General features: G+C 68.1%; 12 protein-coding genes. 5 read left to right on the top strand and 7 right to left on the bottom strand.

The window, feature by feature from the left end; genetic code table 11:
• Positions 1-131 precede the first annotated feature (131 nt).
• Positions 132-2,738 carry a penicillin acylase family protein gene (locus VHB92_RS15355; protein ID WP_325454637.1) on the top strand — a complete coding sequence of 869 codons (2,607 nt, stop codon included), beginning with the start codon at positions 132-134 and terminating at the stop codon, positions 2,736-2,738.
• A gap of 90 nt (positions 2,739-2,828) precedes the next feature.
• On the opposite strand, the gene VHB92_RS15350 is transcribed toward VHB92_RS15355, so the two are convergent.
• The 4 genes from VHB92_RS15350 to VHB92_RS15335 all read right to left on the bottom strand — a co-directional run bounded on the left by VHB92_RS15350 (position 2,829) and on the right by VHB92_RS15335 (position 6,286).
• Positions 2,829-4,139 carry a citrate synthase gene (locus VHB92_RS15350; protein WP_325454636.1) on the bottom strand — a complete coding sequence of 437 codons (1,311 nt, stop codon included), beginning with the start codon at positions 4,137-4,139 and terminating at the stop codon, positions 2,829-2,831.
• Positions 4,140-4,330: 191 nt separating this feature from the next.
• Positions 4,331-5,437 (bottom strand): succinyldiaminopimelate transaminase, encoded by a 1,107-nt coding sequence (gene dapC, locus VHB92_RS15345; protein ID WP_325454635.1) that lies wholly within the window; start codon positions 5,435-5,437, stop codon positions 4,331-4,333.
• A 22-nt stretch (positions 5,438-5,459) separates the two neighbouring features.
• Positions 5,460-5,780, bottom strand: coding sequence for a ferredoxin (gene fdxA, locus VHB92_RS15340; protein ID WP_325454634.1), 321 nt, complete (start codon positions 5,778-5,780; stop codon positions 5,460-5,462).
• A gap of 110 nt (positions 5,781-5,890) precedes the next feature.
• Positions 5,891-6,286, bottom strand: a complete 396-nt coding sequence (locus VHB92_RS15335) for a hypothetical protein (RefSeq protein ID WP_325454633.1) — start codon at positions 6,284-6,286, stop codon at positions 5,891-5,893.
• Between the two features lie 211 nt (positions 6,287-6,497).
• Between VHB92_RS15335 and efeU the strand changes: the two genes are divergently transcribed.
• From efeU to efeB, 3 genes are read left to right on the top strand one after another with little or no spacing between them, the layout of a single operon-like run.
• Positions 6,498-8,138 carry an iron uptake transporter permease EfeU gene (efeU, locus tag VHB92_RS15330; protein ID WP_325454632.1) on the top strand — a complete coding sequence of 547 codons (1,641 nt, stop codon included), beginning with the start codon at positions 6,498-6,500 and terminating at the stop codon, positions 8,136-8,138.
• Entirely contained in the window at positions 8,125-9,348 is a 1,224-nt protein-coding gene (gene efeO / locus VHB92_RS15325) for an iron uptake system protein EfeO (RefSeq protein WP_325454631.1), read from the top strand. Before efeU ends, efeO begins: the two co-directional genes overlap by 14 nt.
• Positions 9,345-10,715 (top strand): iron uptake transporter deferrochelatase/peroxidase subunit, encoded by a 1,371-nt coding sequence (gene efeB / locus VHB92_RS15320; RefSeq protein ID WP_325454630.1) that lies wholly within the window; start codon positions 9,345-9,347, stop codon positions 10,713-10,715. The genes efeO and efeB overlap by 4 nt, the downstream gene beginning before the upstream one ends.
• 6 nt (positions 10,716-10,721) lie before the next feature.
• On the opposite strand, the gene VHB92_RS15315 is transcribed toward efeB, so the two are convergent.
• The 3 genes from VHB92_RS15315 to VHB92_RS15305 form a co-directional block, all read right to left on the bottom strand.
• Positions 10,722-11,165: a hypothetical protein gene (locus tag VHB92_RS15315; RefSeq protein WP_325454629.1), complete on the bottom strand. Its 444-nt coding sequence runs from the start codon at positions 11,163-11,165 to the stop codon at positions 10,722-10,724.
• A gap of 163 nt (positions 11,166-11,328) precedes the next feature.
• A complete protein-coding gene (gene typA / locus VHB92_RS15310) occupies positions 11,329-13,239 on the bottom strand; it encodes a translational GTPase TypA (protein WP_325454628.1) in 1,911 nt (636 codons plus the stop codon).
• Positions 13,240-13,532: 293 nt separating this feature from the next.
• Complete coding sequence (locus VHB92_RS15305) at positions 13,533-15,446, bottom strand: ABC transporter ATP-binding protein (RefSeq protein ID WP_325454627.1); 1,914 nt, start codon at positions 15,444-15,446, stop codon at positions 13,533-13,535.
• A 98-nt stretch (positions 15,447-15,544) separates the two neighbouring features.
• Here VHB92_RS15305 and VHB92_RS15300 point away from each other — a divergent pair, with 98 nt between their 5' ends.
• Complete coding sequence (locus VHB92_RS15300; protein ID WP_325454626.1) at positions 15,545-16,174, top strand: PH domain-containing protein; 630 nt, start codon at positions 15,545-15,547, stop codon at positions 16,172-16,174.
• Positions 16,175-16,178 lie beyond the last annotated feature (4 nt).

Raw genomic sequence — 16,178 nt, 5'->3', positions numbered from 1 at the left:
CCTGGTGCGGCGCCTGGCGGGCGCACCGCGCGACTCGCTCGCTGCACTCCGCCGCGCCGCTTCTGCCCAGGTCCTCCCGCCCCGCCGCCTCGAGCCCGATACCATGTGCGGGGACGACACGAGGGAGTGAAGTGGGCACCGATGCACCGCGCCTGACACGAAGGCATCCGTTCTGGCGGTTCCTCGGGGTGCTCCTGGCGATCGTCGTGACGCTCGCGTTGATCGTCGCCGTCCTCGGCTTCTGGACCGTCACCCGTTCGTTCCCGCAGACGACCGGCACGCTCGCCATTCCCGGACTGAAGTCCGCGGTGGAGGTGCGACGCGACGATGCCGGGGTCCCGCAGATCACGGCATCCAGCGCCCACGACCTGTTCCTCGCCGAAGGCTACGTGCACGCGCAGGATCGCTTCTGGGAGATGGACTTCCGCAGGCACGTCACGGCGGGGCGGCTGAGTGAGCTGTTCGGCAAGAGCCAGCTCGGAACCGACGAGTTCATCCGCACACTCGGCTGGCGACGCGTGGCCGAGCAGGAGGTGAAGCGGATGGATGCCACTTCCCTCTCCTATTACACGGCCTATGCGGACGGCGTGAACGCGTATCTGAAGGGCCACAAGGGCGCGGACATCTCTCTCGAGTACGCGGTGCTCGGGCTGCAGACTCCCGGCTACACGCCGGAGAAGTGGACGCCGGCCGACTCCGTCGCGTGGCTGAAGGCCATGGCGTGGGACCTGCGATCCAATCTCGAGGACGAGCTCGATCGGGCGGTGCTGGCCACCACGCTGTCGTCCGCGCAGATCGCGCAGCTGCATCCCGCGTATCCGTATGACGCGCATCCGACCATCACGGATGCCGGAGGTGGCGACGCCGGCCGGGTGGCGCCCTCTGCAGCACCGGCCGCCGCCACGAGCGCTTCATCGTCCAGCGCTAACAATGCCGGCGTACAGGGCGACGAGGCCCACGACGTAGCGTCGCTGGCGTCGAGTGTGCAGGCGTCAGCCGCCGAGGTGCCTGCGCTCCTCGGAATCAACAGCGACGACATCGGCTCCAACTCCTGGGTCGTCGCCGGATCCCACACAGCGACCGGCAAGCCCCTGCTCTCGAACGACCCGCATCTCGGCCCTGCAGCGCCGAGCATCTGGTACCAGGTGGGTCTGCACTGCGAGAAGGTCACGGCCACGTGCCCGTTCGACGTCGCGGGATTCAGCTTCTCCGGTCTGCCCGGCGTCGTGATCGGGCACAACGACCACATCGCATGGGGCTTCACCAACCTCGGTCCCGACGTCACCGACCTCTACCTCGAGAAGCTCAACGGCACAGGGTACGAATACGACGGGAAGGTGCTGCCGTTCACCACGCGCAAGGAGACGATCAAGGTCGCGGGCGGTAGACCCGTCACCATGACGGTGCGCTCCACTCTGCACGGTCCCGTCGTCTCGGGTGGTGCGTACGACACCGTGGTGAAGAGCCACGTCAAGTCGTCTGGCGACATCCCCGGCGGCAAGTACGCGCTCTCTCTGCAGTGGACGGCGCTCACGCCGGGAACGACCGCGGAGTCGATCTTCACGCTCGACCGCGCGACCGACTGGCAGGGATTCCGGGATGCCGCCAGGCAGTTCGACGTGCCGGCGCAGAACCTCATCTACGCAGACACGAAGGGCGACATCGGGTACCAGGCGCCCGGCGTCATCCCGATCCGCAAGCAGGGCGACGGTACGACGATCACGCCGGGATGGACGAGCGCGTACGGCTGGAACGGCTTCGTGCCGTTCGATCAGCTGCCGAGCGTGTACAACCCGGCGAGCGGATACATCGTCACGGCCAACAACGCGGCAGTGGGGCCGTCGTTCCCCGTCGACATCACCAGGGACTGGGATGCCGGCTATCGAGCGGACCGCATCACGCACGACCTGAAGAAGCTCATCGCCTCAGGCACCAAGATCACCTCCCGCGACATGTCGAAGATCGACGCCGACACGTACGACGCCAACGCTGCTGCGCTCGTGCCGATCTTGAAGAAGGCGCCGCTCGACGAGGGAACGCGCACGGCCGTGGACCTGCTGTCGCACTGGAACTACCACGACGACACAGACAGCGCGGCTGCCGCGTACTTCAACATCTTCTGGCGCAACCTGCTGCACGATGCGTTCGCGCGCAAGCTGCCGAAGGGCGCCGTCCCGGTGGGCGGCGACCGGTGGTTCCATGTGGTGGGCACCCTCGTGAAGGACGGCGACTCGTCCTGGTGGTCCGACGAGAAACTGGGTGTCGGGAGTCGAGACGAGATGTTCGCCTACGCCGCCGACCAGGCGTACCACGAAGCCGTGCGTCTCATGGGGCCGGACACGTCCCAGTGGCGGTGGGGCGACATCCACACCCTCGAGGTCACGAACCAGAGCTTCGGCGCATCCGGCATCGCGCCCATCGAGTGGCTCTTCAACCGTGGACCGTACGAGCTCGGAGGCGGGTCGTCGGTGGTCGATGCTGTCGGCTGGGATGCCTCGCAGGGCTACCAGGTGAACTGGGTCCCCTCGATGCGCCAGGTCATCGACCTGAACGACTTCGACGACTCGACGTGGATCAACCTCACCGGTGACTCCGGTCACGCGTTCAACCCGCACTACGTCGACCAGACACCCCTCTGGCAGCACAATCGCACCAGGGCGTGGCCGTTCACCGCGGATGCCGTCGACAAGGCGACCCAGGACACCCTGACGCTGACGCCCACCACCACCGCGAGTTGAGCCCGTCGGAACCCCCGTCAGCGCGGTTTCGACAAGCTCAACCGACGGTGCACGGTTTCGACAAGCGCAACCGACGGTGTCGGGTTCGGCTCAGCGCTCCGCAGGGTAATCGCGCTCGGGCTCGCCGACGTAGAGCTGCTGCGGGCGGCCGATCTTCGTGGCCGGATCCTCGTTCAGCTCGCGCCAGTGCGCGATCCACCCCGGCAGGCGGCCGATCGCGAACAGCACGGTGAACATCCGGGTCGGGAAGCCCATGGCCTTGTAGATGACGCCCGTGTAGAAGTCGACGTTCGGGTACAGCTTGCGGTCGATGAAGTAGTCGTCATCGAGCGCGATCTGCTCGAGCTCCTTGGCGATGTCGAGCAGCGGGTCGTGCACGCCGAGGTCTTGCAGCACGGCATCCGCGCTCTCCTTGACGAGCTTGGCCCGCGGGTCGTAGTTCTTGTAGACCCGGTGGCCGAAGCCCATGAGCCGAACGCCGTCCTCCTTGTTCTTCACCCGCTCGACGAAGCGGTGCACGCTCTCGCCCGAGTCACGGATGGCCGCCAGCATGTCGAGAACCGCTTCGTTCGCACCGCCGTGCAGCGGACCGTAGAGCGCGTTGATGCCCGCGGAGATGGACGCGAACAGGTTCGCCTGCGTCGAGCCGACGAGCCGCACCGTCGACGTCGACGCATTCTGCTCGTGATCGGCGTGCAGGATGAGCAGACGCTCGAGCGCCCGCGACACCGTCGGGTTCACCTCGTACGGCTCGGCCATCGTGCCGAAGTTGAGGCGCAGGAAGTTGTCGACGAAGCTCAGCGCGTTGTCCGGGTAGAGGAACGCCTGGCCGAGGCTCTTCTTGTGCGCGTAGGCGGCGATGACCGGCAGCTTCGCGAGCAGCCGGATGGTGGACAGCTCCACCGCCTTCGGGTCGCTGATGCTCAACGAGTCCTGGTAGAACGTGCCGAGCGCCGACACGGCGCTGGACAGCACCGACATCGGGTGCGCATCGTGCGGCAGTGCGCTGAAGAAGCGGCGGAGGTCTTCGTGCAGGAGGGTGTGACGGCGGATCCGCTCGTCGAATTCGCCGAGCTCGTCTGCCGTGGGCAGCTCGCCGTGGATCAGCAGCCACGCCACCTCGAGGAACGTGGAGTTCGCGGCCAGCTGCTCGATCGGATACCCGCGATAGCGCAGGATGCCGGCGTCGCCGTCGATGAACGTGATCTTGGAGCGCGTTGCCGCGGTGTTCACGAACCCGTAGTCGAGCGAGGTGAGACCGGTCTGCCGCGTGAGCGTCGAGATGTCGATGCTCGAGGCGCCGTCCACGCTGGGGAGGACCGGGAACTCGGCTGTACCGCCCGGGTACGTCAGAGTGGCTCGCGCGTCGCCGTCCCCTCCGTCGTGACCACCTGCGTTCACTCGAGCCTCCTCACAGACATGCGGCGTAGATCGTGCCAGTACAGCCTACGGGCAAAGGGAGTCCACTGTCGTACCCGCCAACGGCAGCCGGATTCGGTGCAGCGATACCGCCAAAACACCGCGGCCAGCGGTGTGCTCCACGCGGAAGCGGCGTGCGTGAGCCTGCCACCGGCATCCGTTGCCCGCCCGGGTCACAGGGTCGCGAGACGCGCGACTGCCGAGCGGATCCGCTCGTCCGTCGCCGTCAGCGAGAAGCGCACGTGCTGTGGGAAGTGCTCGCCGTAGAACACGCCTGGGCCCGCGAGGACTCCCACGTCGGCGAGCCTGCCCAGCGTGGTCCAGGCATCCTCCCCCGCGCTCGCCCAGAGGTAGAGCCCTGCCTCGCTGTGGTCGATGCGGAAACCGGCGGATTCAAGGGCCGGCTTCAGGAGACGGCGCCTGACCCGGTACCGCTCGACCTGCTCGCGCACGGCCTCGTCGTCCTCGAGCGCGACCACCATCGCGCTCTGCAACGGTGCGGGCAGCATGAGCCCTGCGTGCTTGCGCACGGTGAGCAGCTTCGCGATCAACGACGGGTCGCCCGCCAGGAACGCGGCCCGGTATCCCGCCATGTTCGACTGCTTGCTGAGCGAGTACACCGACAGCACCCCGGAGTGGTCGTCGCCCACGACGCGGGGATCGAGGATGCTGGGAACCGGCTCGTCGGCCCACCGACCTTCCCAGCCGAGCTCGGCGTAGCACTCGTCGTTGGCGATCACCGCGCCCAGTCGTCGCGCCCGCTCGACCGCCCGGCGCAGAAAGCGCTCGTCGAGCACGCGTCCGTCGGGGTTGCCAGGCGAATTCAGCCAGACCAGTCGCGTTCCCTCCGGCCACTCGTCGGGGTCGTCCGCCGCGAGCGCGTCGGCCTGCACGATGGCGGCGCCGATCGCGTACGTGGGGTACGCGGCACGCGGATGCACCACGACGTCGCCCGGCCCGAGCCCGAGCAGCATCGGAAGCAGAGCGACGAGCTCCTTCGACCCGATGGTCGGCAGCACGGCGTTCGGAGGGAGTCCTGGCACGTCCCTGCGCCGCGCGTACCACGAGGCGATCGCCTCGCGCAGCTGCGGTGTGCCCGCCGTCTGGGGGTACGCGTGCGCATCCGTCGCCTCGGCGAGCGCCGCTCGCACGGGTTCCGGGGTCGGGTCGACGGGCGAGCCGATGGACAGATCGACGATGCCGTCCGGATGCCTCCTGGCGCGCTCGGAATACGGCGCCACGAGGTCCCACGGGTAGTCGGGCAGATCGGGACGGGTCACGTGTGCAGCCGTTCGCCGGCGATCAGTGGTTCTGCGGCGGAAGCGCGGCCACGAGCGGGTGGTCCTTCGGGATCACGCCCACCTTCGCCGCTCCTCCTGGCGAGCCGATGTCGTCGAAGAACTCGACATTCGCGCGGTAGTAGTCGCTCCACACCTCGGGCAGGTCGTCTTCGTAGTAGATCGCCTCGACCGGGCAGACCGGCTCGCAGGCGCCGCAGTCGACGCATTCGTCGGGGTGGATGTAGAGCGTGCGCTCGCCCTCATAGATGCAGTCCACCGGGCATTCGTCGACACACGCACGGTCTTTGACGTCCACGCACGGCAGGGCGATGACATAGGTCACGGTGTGCTGGCTCCTCTCGGGCTCGTTGAGCGCGAAGCCAGTCTAGGACGCGGGACCCGCCGTTTCTCTCCGCGAGCGACCTCGGCACCCTCCGCGAGCCACCTCGGCGCTCAGGATGCGCGGGTGCTGGATGCCGGGGTGCGGGGTCCCCTGGTGCGGGCGAGAGACCGCGGCCAGACCACCGTGACCAGCGCGATGACGAGCGCTCCGCCCATCCAGGTCCAGCCGACGGCTCCGTTGGTGATGAGCACCGATCCGCCAAAGCTCTGCTGCGACAGAACTCCAATGGCCACGAGCGCTCCGAGGGCGGCGCATGCGGTGTAGAGCCGGCCGTCGTTGAGGAGCCGGATGCCGGTGAGCAGGCAGGCGAGGGCGACCAGCGCGACGACGATCCCCCACGGCAGCCGTGCTGGTCCGATCGTGGCGCTGTGCACGACGGTTCCGAGCATCCCGAAGACCAAGCCGGCGATGCCGATGATCACGGCAGAGAGAACGCGCATCAGCATCTGCACATGATACGGGCGATCGCGGCAGACCGAACCGCCGTCGCCCGCCGTCTCGCATTTCGTCGACGCACTCGTCGACTCGTCGTCGGCTCCGTCGTTGCTGCGAACCGGCTCAGACGGCTGGACAACGACCGGCCATCCCGCCTACAGTCGAATCGCAGGTAAGGTTAGCCTTACCGAATCCCACGCTCCCGAATCCGAAGGCTCCGCTGTGCTCGCAACCCTGGTGATCGGCCTTCGCGAAGGTCTCGAGGCCGCGCTCATCGTCGGTATCATCGCCGCGTTCCTCAAGCGGAACGGGGCATCGCTGAAGCCGATGTGGCTCGGCGTCGGCGCCGCGCTCGCGCTGAGCGTGGCCGTCGGATTCATCCTTCAGGGCATCGAGGCCAGCCTGCCGCAGGCGGCACAGGAGGGCATGGAGGCCGTCATCGGCGCAGTCGCCGTCGTCTTCGTCACCACGATGATCGTCTGGATGAAGAAGAACGCCCGCGGCATGAAGAAGGAGCTGGAGCGGGAGGCGGCGGCAGCGCTCGGCTCGGGCACCACGTGGGCGCTGGCCGGCATGGCCTTCCTGGCCGTGCTCAAAGAGGGATTCGAGACAGCCGTCTTCCTGCTGGCCACGTTCCAGGCCTCGACGAGCGCGGGCGCCGCGGCGCTGGGCGCCGTGATCGGCATCGGCGCCGCCATAGCCATCGGCATCGGCCTCTACACCGGCGGCGTGCGGCTGAACCTCTCCCGGTTCTTCACCATCACGGGGATCTTCCTCGTGTTCGTCGCAGCCGGGCTGGTCGTGACGACGCTGCGCACCGCGCACGAGGCCGGCTGGATCACGTTCGGACAGGGAAGCACAGTCGACCTCTCCTGGCTGGCGCCCGCCGGTTCGGTGCAGGCGGCGCTCATCACCGGCGTGCTCGGCATCCCCGCCGACCCACGGGTGGTCGAGGTGCTCGGCTGGGCGCTTTACGTGGTGCCCGTGCTGGCGTACTCGCTGTGGCCGAAGCGGATGCGACTCACCGGTTCCTCAGCACAGAAGGCGGTGTTCGCCTTGGCCGCCGTGCTCGGTGCCTCGGCCCTCGCACTCGCCATCGCCGTACCCGCCGGTGCCAAGCCGGACGTGCCGGCCTCCGCGCCCCTCACCGACGGCGGCACGGCGACATTCAGCCAGAGCGGCGCGTCGGCCGTGCTCTCCGTGACGGGGGCCGTCGGCGAGGACGTGCGCTTCCGCAGCTCGTCGCCCACGGCGCACGACGGAGCCGACAGGGAGTGGCGAGCGACGGCCACCGAGCATCCGGCCGGCCGCCCCGGCACCATCGACCTCGACGAGCTCGTCAGGCTGGCGGGAGGTCGCGTGCCGGTCGGCGTCGACCCGAGCCGCGCGCCTGGCCCGTACTCGGCGAACTGGACCAGCACCTCCCGCGTGACCGCCTACACACTCCGCGGCGGTCTGGTGGATGCCTCCAGCGACGTGCGCACCGTGGTCACGATCTCCGCGGGCGGCCTCGTAGCGCCTCGGTCGTTCGCCGTGAGCGGCGAAGACGGCTCGTGGTCGGTGAAACCCGGCCACGCGGCCGAGGTGCGCGCGTCCATCGCCGCTGCACAGGCATCCGCTCGCGAGTCCGTGCTGTGGAAGCTCTGGCTTCCGCTCGTCCTCGCGCTGGCGGCCGTCGTGCTCGCGGCCGGCGCCCTGCGATCGCGGCGCGCGCAGCGCTCCGCCTCCCCCGACCACGAAGGAACCACCGCCGCTGCGGCGGCGACCTCGACGACCACCACGGCATCCACCTCGGCATCCGCCGACGTCGACACCCGTTCGACGCCCCCGAATCCCAGGAGTACGACCTATGCAGCCAAGTAGCCGCCGAGTCGGCACCGGCCTCGCCACCGCGGCGGCGCTCGTGACCGCCACTCTCATGCTGGCCGGATGCGCGTCCGACCAGGGCGCGGCCAAACCGTCGGCGTCCGGCGCATCCCACGTGAAGATCACGCTGGAGAACGACGGCTCGGCCGACGCGTGCACACTCGACCACGCCTCCGCTCCCGCCGGCCCCATCACGTTCACGGTGAGCAACGAGAGCGCGACGGGCATCACCGAGGTCGAGCTGCAGAGCGACCAGCGCATCATCGGCGAGAAGGAGAACCTGGCTCCCGGCCTCAAGCCCGTGAGCTTCACGCTGACGCTAGGCGGCGGCAAGTACACGCTCTACTGCCCTGGCGGGAAGAACGAGAACATCCCGTTCACCGTGACGGGCAAGGCTGCGGCCACGAAGGGCGGGAGTGTGCAGACCCTCCTGAAGCAGGGCTCGACCCAGTACGCAGGCTACGTGGACGACCAGCTCGCCGGACTCGTGCAGGGCGTCGCGACGCTGAAGGCCGCCGTCGACTCCGGCGACGTGGCGGCATCGCAGCAGGCATACGGCCAGGCACGGCCGTTCTATGAGCGCATCGAGTCCGATGTCGACGGCTTCGTCCTGCCGGGTACCAAGGCCAACGACAACGCGGGCAACCTCGACTACCTCGTCGACATGCGCGCCTCCAACCTCGACGACACCGTCGGGTGGCACGGTTTCCATGCCATCGAGCGCGACCTCTGGCAGGCCGGCGCGATCACGGACAGCACCAAGCAGCTGGCCGCCGAGCTCCAGAAGAACGTCGACACGCTGGCATCGCTCGCGAAGTCGCTGAAGTACAAGCCGGAGGACCTCGCCAACGGAGCGGCAGGTCTTCTCGAGGAGGTGCAGTCCTCCAAGATCAAGGGCGAGGAAGAGGCGTACAGCCACACCGACCTGGTCGATTTCGCCGCCAACGTCGAGGGGTCTCAGCAGGCCTTCGAATATCTGAAGCCAGGGCTCACGAAGATCGACGCGTCGCTCACGAGCCAGATCAGGACGCAGTTCGACAAGGTGAACTCGCTGCTGGACACCTACCGCGACCCCTCGGCCATCGGCGGGTACCAGCCGTACACGGCCCAGCTGAAGGCCGCAGACGCCAACAAGCTCAGCCAGGCCGTGCAGGCCCTGCAGGATCCGCTGTCGCGGCTCGCCGAGAAGGTGGCCACCGCACAATGACGGACGCTCCACACTCGCAGGGCGACGCGGAGCGAGGCGAAGGGCGCGAGCACGGCGACGGCGTGACCGCGCAGGGTGCCGCGCCGTCGGATGCCGGCGCACGGTCACCTGAGACCCGGCACTCCCCCGCCGACGGCCAGGTGAGCAGGCGAGGTCTCTTCGCGATGGGAGCCGGCGGGCTCGCCGTCGGCGCGCTCGCGGGCGTCGGAGGCACGCTGGGTGCGCAGGCGCTCGCGCCGAAGGATCAGGGCGAGGCGGTCGACGCATCGCTGAGCTACCCGTTCTACGGCGGAGGCCACCAGGCAGGCATCCGAACCGAGCCGCAGCGCCACTGCGTGTACATGACGTTCGACGTCGACCCCGGCAGCACGGCGAACGACCTCGAGTCGTTGTTCGCTCGCTGGTCGGCCGGCATCGCCCAGCTCATGCAGGGCAGGCCCGTCGGGCTGGTTCAGCCGCCGAGGCCGGGTGCCGTGCCCCAGGACACCGGCGAGGCAGCCGACCTCAGTCCGAACGCCCTGACGGTCACGCTGGGTCTCGGCCCGGGCATCTTCGACGACCGTTTCGGCCTGTCGGCGAAGCGGCCGGCGCTTCTGAAGCACCTCCCCGACCTCCCCAGCGACAACCTGCAGAAGGAGCTGACCGGCGGCGACCTCAGCCTCCAGGCGTGCGCAGAGGATCCGCAGGTGGCGTACCACGCGATCCGCGACCTCGCCAGGATGGGACGAGGGACGGTCAGCACGCGCTGGACCGTCATGGGCTTCGGTCGCGCCTCCGCCGGCGCCAACCAGACCACCCCACGCAACCTGATGGGGTTCAAGGACGGCACCCGCAACATCCGCTCCGACGACGAGTTCCGCGACTTCGTCTGGGTCGACGGCGGGCCGTCGTGGATGTCGGGCGGCACCTACCAGGTCGCGCGCAAGATCCAGATGAACATCGAGATCTGGGATGCCGACCGCATCGGCGATCAGCAGACTGTCTTCGGCCGCACCAAGTCGGAGGGCGCTCCGCTGTCGGGCACCAAGGAGTTCGACACGCCCGACTTCGCCAAGACCGTGCACGGCGAGCACGTCATCGCCCAGAACTCGCACGTCGCGCTGGCGGCCCACGAGAACAACGGGGGCGTCAAGATCCTGCGCCGCTCGTACAACTACACGGACGGCATCAATCAGTACGGGCAGCTGGATGCCGGCCTGCTCTTCATCGCCTACATGAACGATCCGGCGCACTTCGTGACCTTGCAGAAGCGACTCGGATCGTACGACCGCCTCAACGAGTACATCTCGCACATCGGTTCGGCGATCTTCGCCGTGCCGCCTGCGCCGGAGCCGGGACACTTCCTCGCGGAGAAGCTCTTCGGCTGAGGAGCCCTACTTCTTCTGCGTCACCGTGTAGTTGGCGACCCACCCGCTCGACGAGTCCTTCGCGATCACGACGAGCACCGAGTACGGCTCCTTCGTGAACGAGGCCGTTCCGCCCTTGTCGGTCTTGTTGTCCATGTCCTGCCGGTAGCCGGCATCCGCGAACTGCTTGTCGACGGTGTCAACGGCGTCGGCGCCGCCGACCTTGATCGTGACGTTCCAGATCTTGCCGTCCGACGACCCGACCGAGGCCGCGTAGACCACATCGCCGCTGGCGAGAGGCACCGACTGCGGAAAGTCCGAAGGTACGGACTTGCCGCCGAGATCGACGTGACCGTGGGTCACGTTCTTCACCAGGCCCTGCACGCTGCATCCCGACAGCGCCGCCGTCGACCCGAAGGCCAGGAGGGCGGCGAGCGGGACGGCTATCAGTGCGCGACGCGACGCGATCATGATGACTCCCGATGCTCGACGCCGGCATTCACCGACACCCGTACGGTAACGCGTCGGCGGTGCGCTGTCACGGGCAGACCCAAGGAATCCTCAGGGTTCCGGGGCAGCGCTCACCGACGGAAGACGCGACACCGGGGCGCCGGCGGCCGGATGACGGCGCCGCTCAGGCCTGCGTCTCGCGCTTCAGCCGTGCCGCGGCGCGCCCACGGGTCTGCTGGTCCAGCTCCACCTTGCGGATGCGCACCGTCTCCGGCGTCACCTCGACGCACTCGTCCTCGCGCGCGAACTCGAGGCACTCCTCGAGAGTGAGCTGCCTGGACGGCGTCATCGACTCGAAGTTGTCGGCGGTCGACTGCCGCATGTTCGTGAGCTTCTTCTCTTTGGTGATGTTGACATCCATGTCGTCGGCGCGAGAGTTCTCGCCGACCACCATGCCCTCGTACACCTCTTCCGTCGGGTTGACGAAGAACGTCATGCGCTCCTGCAGCGCGATGATGGCGAACGGCGTGACGACGCCGGCGCGGTCGGCGACGATGGAGCCGTTGCTGCGCGTCACGATGGGGCCGGCCCACTCGTCGTATCCGTGCGAGATGCCGTTGGAGATGCCGGTTCCGCGGGTAATGGTGAGGAACTCGGTGCGGAATCCGATCAGGCCGCGCGACGGCACGATGAACTCCATGCGCACCCAGCCCGTTCCGTGATTGGACATCGACTCCATGCGTCCCTTGCGGGAGGCGAGGAGCTGGGTGATGGCGCCCAGGTACTCCTCGGGCGCGTCGATCGTCAGATGCTCGTACGGCTCGTACGTCTTGCCGTCCACCTTCTTCGTGACGACCTGCGGCTTGCCAACGGTGAGCTCGTAGCCCTCGCGGCGCATCTGCTCGACGAGGATGGCCAGAGCGAGCTCTCCACGGCCCTGCACCTCCCAGGCGTCGGGCCTGCCGATGTCGAGCACCTTGATGGAGACGTTGCCGACAAGCTCCCGGTCCAGGCGGTCCTTGACCATGCGTGCGGTGAGCTTGTGACCCTTCACCTTGCCCATGAGCGGCGAGGTGTTCGTGCCGATCGTCATCGAGATCGCGGGCTCGTCCACGTGGATGGCGGGCAGCGGCCGCACGTCGTCCGGGTCGGCGAGCGTGTCGCCGATCATGATGTCGGCGAAACCAGCGACGGCGACGATGTCGCCGGGTCCCGCGCTGTCGGCCGGGTAACGGTCCAGGGCCTTCGTCATGAGCAGCTCGGTGACGCGCACGTTGTGCACGTCGCCGTCGTGGCGCACCCAGGCGACCGTCTGGCCCTTCCTGATGGTGCCGTTGAACACGCGGAGCAGCGCGAGACGGCCGAGGAACGGCGAGGCATCCAGGTTCGTCACGTGCGCCTGGAGCGGTGCCTCGTCGTCGTACGTCGGCGCCGGGATGTGCTTGAGGATCGCCTCGAACAACGGCTCGAGATCCGGGCTGTCCGGCAGCTCGCCGTTGCCGGGCTCCGTGGCGGACGCGCGTCCCGCCTTGCCCGAGGCGTACACGACGGGCACGTCGAGGATCGCATCGAGATCGAGGTCGGGCACGTCGTCGGAGAGGTCGGAGGCCAGGCCGAGGAGCAGGTCCTGGCTCTCGTGCACGACCTCGGTGATGCGCGCATCCGGGCGGTCCGTCTTGTTGACGGCCAGGATGACCGGCAGCTTCGACTCGAGCGCCTTGCGCAGCACGAATCGGGTCTGGGGCAACGGACCCTCGCTGGCATCCACGAGAAGAACGACACCGTCGACCATGGAGAGGCCACGCTCGACCTCGCCGCCGAAGTCGGCGTGCCCAGGGGTGTCGATGACGTTGATCGTGACGGGCTTGCCGCCCGAGTGCTTGCCGTTGTACGAGATCGCCGTGTTCTTGGCGAGGATCGTGATGCCCTTCTCGCGCTCCAGCTCGTTGGAGTCCATCGCGCGCTCTTCGACGTGGGCGTGTTCGGCGAACGAGTGCGTCTGATTCAGCATGGCGTCGACGAGCGTCGTCTTGCCGTGGTCGACGTGGGCGACGATCGCGACGTTGCGCAGATCGTCACGGGAGCGGATGGCCATGGCTGTAGTCCTCGCGTGCAGGGATGAAGGTGGATGCCTGTCCGCGACACAGCGGTCAGACCGAAGTCGGATGCGCCGCCTCTCGCACACGGTGCGGGCGGGCACGACGAAAGGGCGGCAGAAGCCCTTCACCCGAGTCTAGCCGAGGATGCCTGGATGCCGCCTTCGGCCGCCGGCCGCAGCCACCTGCCACGTGCCACCGCGAGCCCACGCCGGAACCGCCTCCGAAACGCGGTCGCGATGGCTGATCTCGTCAGTCGTTCTCTCAGCGCGTCAGTCGGTCGCTCAGTTCGTCAGTCGTTCGGACGCGGGTCGCGGTCGGACTCGGGGTCCTCGCCACCCGCGTTGTAGCCCTCCGCCGCGGGGTAGCGCTGGGGTTCCCCGTACTCTTCGGCATCCGGGTGCAGCGTCTCGCTGTTGTACTCGTCGCTGCCCGCGGCGAGGATGCGCGCGCGCAGCTCGCGCCGCTCCCGCTGCACCTCGGGATCGGGCAGCGGCACCGCGGCGATGAGTCGCTGCGTGTACGGATCCTGCGGGTTGCGCAGGATCTCGTCGCGCGTCCCCACCTCTGCCAGCCGGCCGAGGTGCATCACGGCGATGCGGTCGGCCAGCACATCGATCACGGCGAGGTCGTGAGTGACGAACAGGCAGGCGAACTGGAACTCGGCCTGCAGGTTCTTGATCAGATCGAGCACTGTCGCCTGCACCGACACGTCGAGCGCCGACGTCGGCTCGTCCGCGATCAGGAGGTCGGGGTGCAGCGAGATCGCCCTGGCGATGCCCACGCGCTGCTTCTGACCGCCGGAGAGCTCGTGCGGGTAGCGCGACTTGTACGCCTTGGGCAGTTCGACGCTGTCGAGGAGCGCTTGCACCTCCTTGTCGAGCGCGCGGCCCTTGATGCCCTTCGCCAGCAGAAGCGGCTCGCCGATGGACGCGCCGATGGTCATGCGCGGGTTCAGCGACGACGCCGGGTCCTGGAACACGATGCCCGCGTTCTTGTGCACCTGGCGAACGCGCTTGCGGTTCCACTTCGATAGGTCGACACCCGTCACGTTGAGCTCGCCCGAGGTGACGGGAAGCAGTCCGATCGCGGCACGGCCGAGCGTGGTCTTGCCACTGCCGGACTCGCCGACCAGGCCCATCACCTCACCCTTGTGCACCGTGAGGTCGACGCCGTCGATGGCACGGAACGCCTTCACCCTGCCGTGGCCCGGGTATTCGATGACGATGTTCTTGAACTCGAGCACCTTCTCCCGCGCGTCGAGCTCCTTGGCGATCCGGTGGGCCTCCTCGAGCGCCCGCTCGTTCACCTGGATCTGCTCGATCAGCCCGGTCGGCGCATCCTCTTCGGCTAGCGCGGCCGCGGCAAGGGCGACGGTGACGTCGATCTCCTCGCCCTCGGCGCCTTGTCCGAGGTGCGGCACGGCATCCAGCAGCGCGATCGTGTACGGATGCTTGGGCTCGCGGAAGATCTGTAGCGTCGGCCCCGCCTCCACGACCTCGCCCCTGCGCATGACGGCGACATGATCGGCGAGGTCGGCAACGACTCCCATGTCGTGGGTGATCAACAGAACGGCCGAGTCGAGCTTGTCGCTGAGGTTGCGGATCAGGTCGAGGATCTCGGCCTGCACCGTCACATCCAACGCTGTCGTCGGCTCGTCGGCGATGAGCAGGCCGGGGTCGCACGAGATCGACTGGGCGATCATGGCACGCTGGCGCTGACCGCCGGAGAGCTGATGCGGGTAGGAGTTGAACGCCTTGATCGGGTCCGGCAGCTCCACAAGGCGCAGCAGCTCGATGGCGCGGTCGCGCGCCTCGTGCGGCGAGATGCCGTAATGGATGCGCAACGTCTCGACGATCTGGAATCCCACGGTCAGCACCGGGTTCAGCGCCGTCATGGGCTCCTGGAAGATGACCGCGATGTCCTTGCCTCGGATGCCGCGCATCTGCGCGGGAGCCAGCCCGCGCAGCTCGCGTCCGTTCAGCTTGATGGAACCGCTGACCCGGCTGTTCGCCGGGAGCAGGTCGAGCACGGACATCGAGCTGACGCTCTTGCCGGAGCCGGACTCGCCCACGAGAGCCATGACCTCGCCGCGCTTGATCGAGTAGTTGAGCTTCTTAACTGCGGGAACCCAGACGTTGTCCACCGCGAAGTCGACGCTGAGGTCGGTGACCTGCAGGACGGGTGTGTTGTTCTCCGGTGCCATCAGGAGGCGGCCCCTTCTCGGCCGTTCGGCCGTCTTACGTCTCGTGCTGCGAGCCGCGCATGCAGGGAAGCGCGAGCGGATGCTGCCACGATGGAGTCATGCAGGATTCCGCGGCCGTCGACCGTGATGTCTTCGTGTCGAACTTCAATCGCATGTTCGCGGTGCTCGTGTGGCTTCTCGATGCGTTCGTGCTCGCGGGTTACGTGTGGGTGCACGGAGAGCTCCGCGATCCCTTCGTGATCGTTCCTGTCGCGTTCGTCGCCCTGCTCGCCTGGGTGGCGTTGTGGCGACCGCGTGTGGAGATCGATGACGAACGCATCATGGTGCGCAACGTCGTGCGCACCATCACGGTGCCGTGGCCAGCGCTGATCCACGTCGACACGAGGTTCGCTCTCACGCTGTTCACCCCCGGACACCGCTACAGCGCATGGGCCGCGCCTGCTCCCGGCAGGACCGGCGCCGCGATCGCGGCGCGCAAGCAGGATCGGGGCCGCGTGGCGATGGCCCCGACGGGCCCGGACGGATCGATCCGCCCAGGCGACCTCATCGCGAGCGAGTCCGGCCAGGTGGCCTACCTCATCCGCGAACGATGGGCTCGGCTGCGCGACACGGGACGCATCGAGGCCGGAGTGGCGGATGAGACGCCCGTCGGCATCCGTGTGCACTGGTGGCTGAACGGTGCGCTGCTGGTGCTGCTGGTGGGCAGCGTCCTCGTGCTGGTGCTGTAGCGCC

Origin of the sequence: Humibacter sp., assembly GCF_035547335.1 — a bacterium.
Lineage (GTDB): Bacteria > Actinomycetota > Actinomycetes > Actinomycetales > Microbacteriaceae > Humibacter.
Note: the sequence above shows the minus strand (reverse complement) of the source record. Positions and strands in the feature narration are given on the sequence as shown.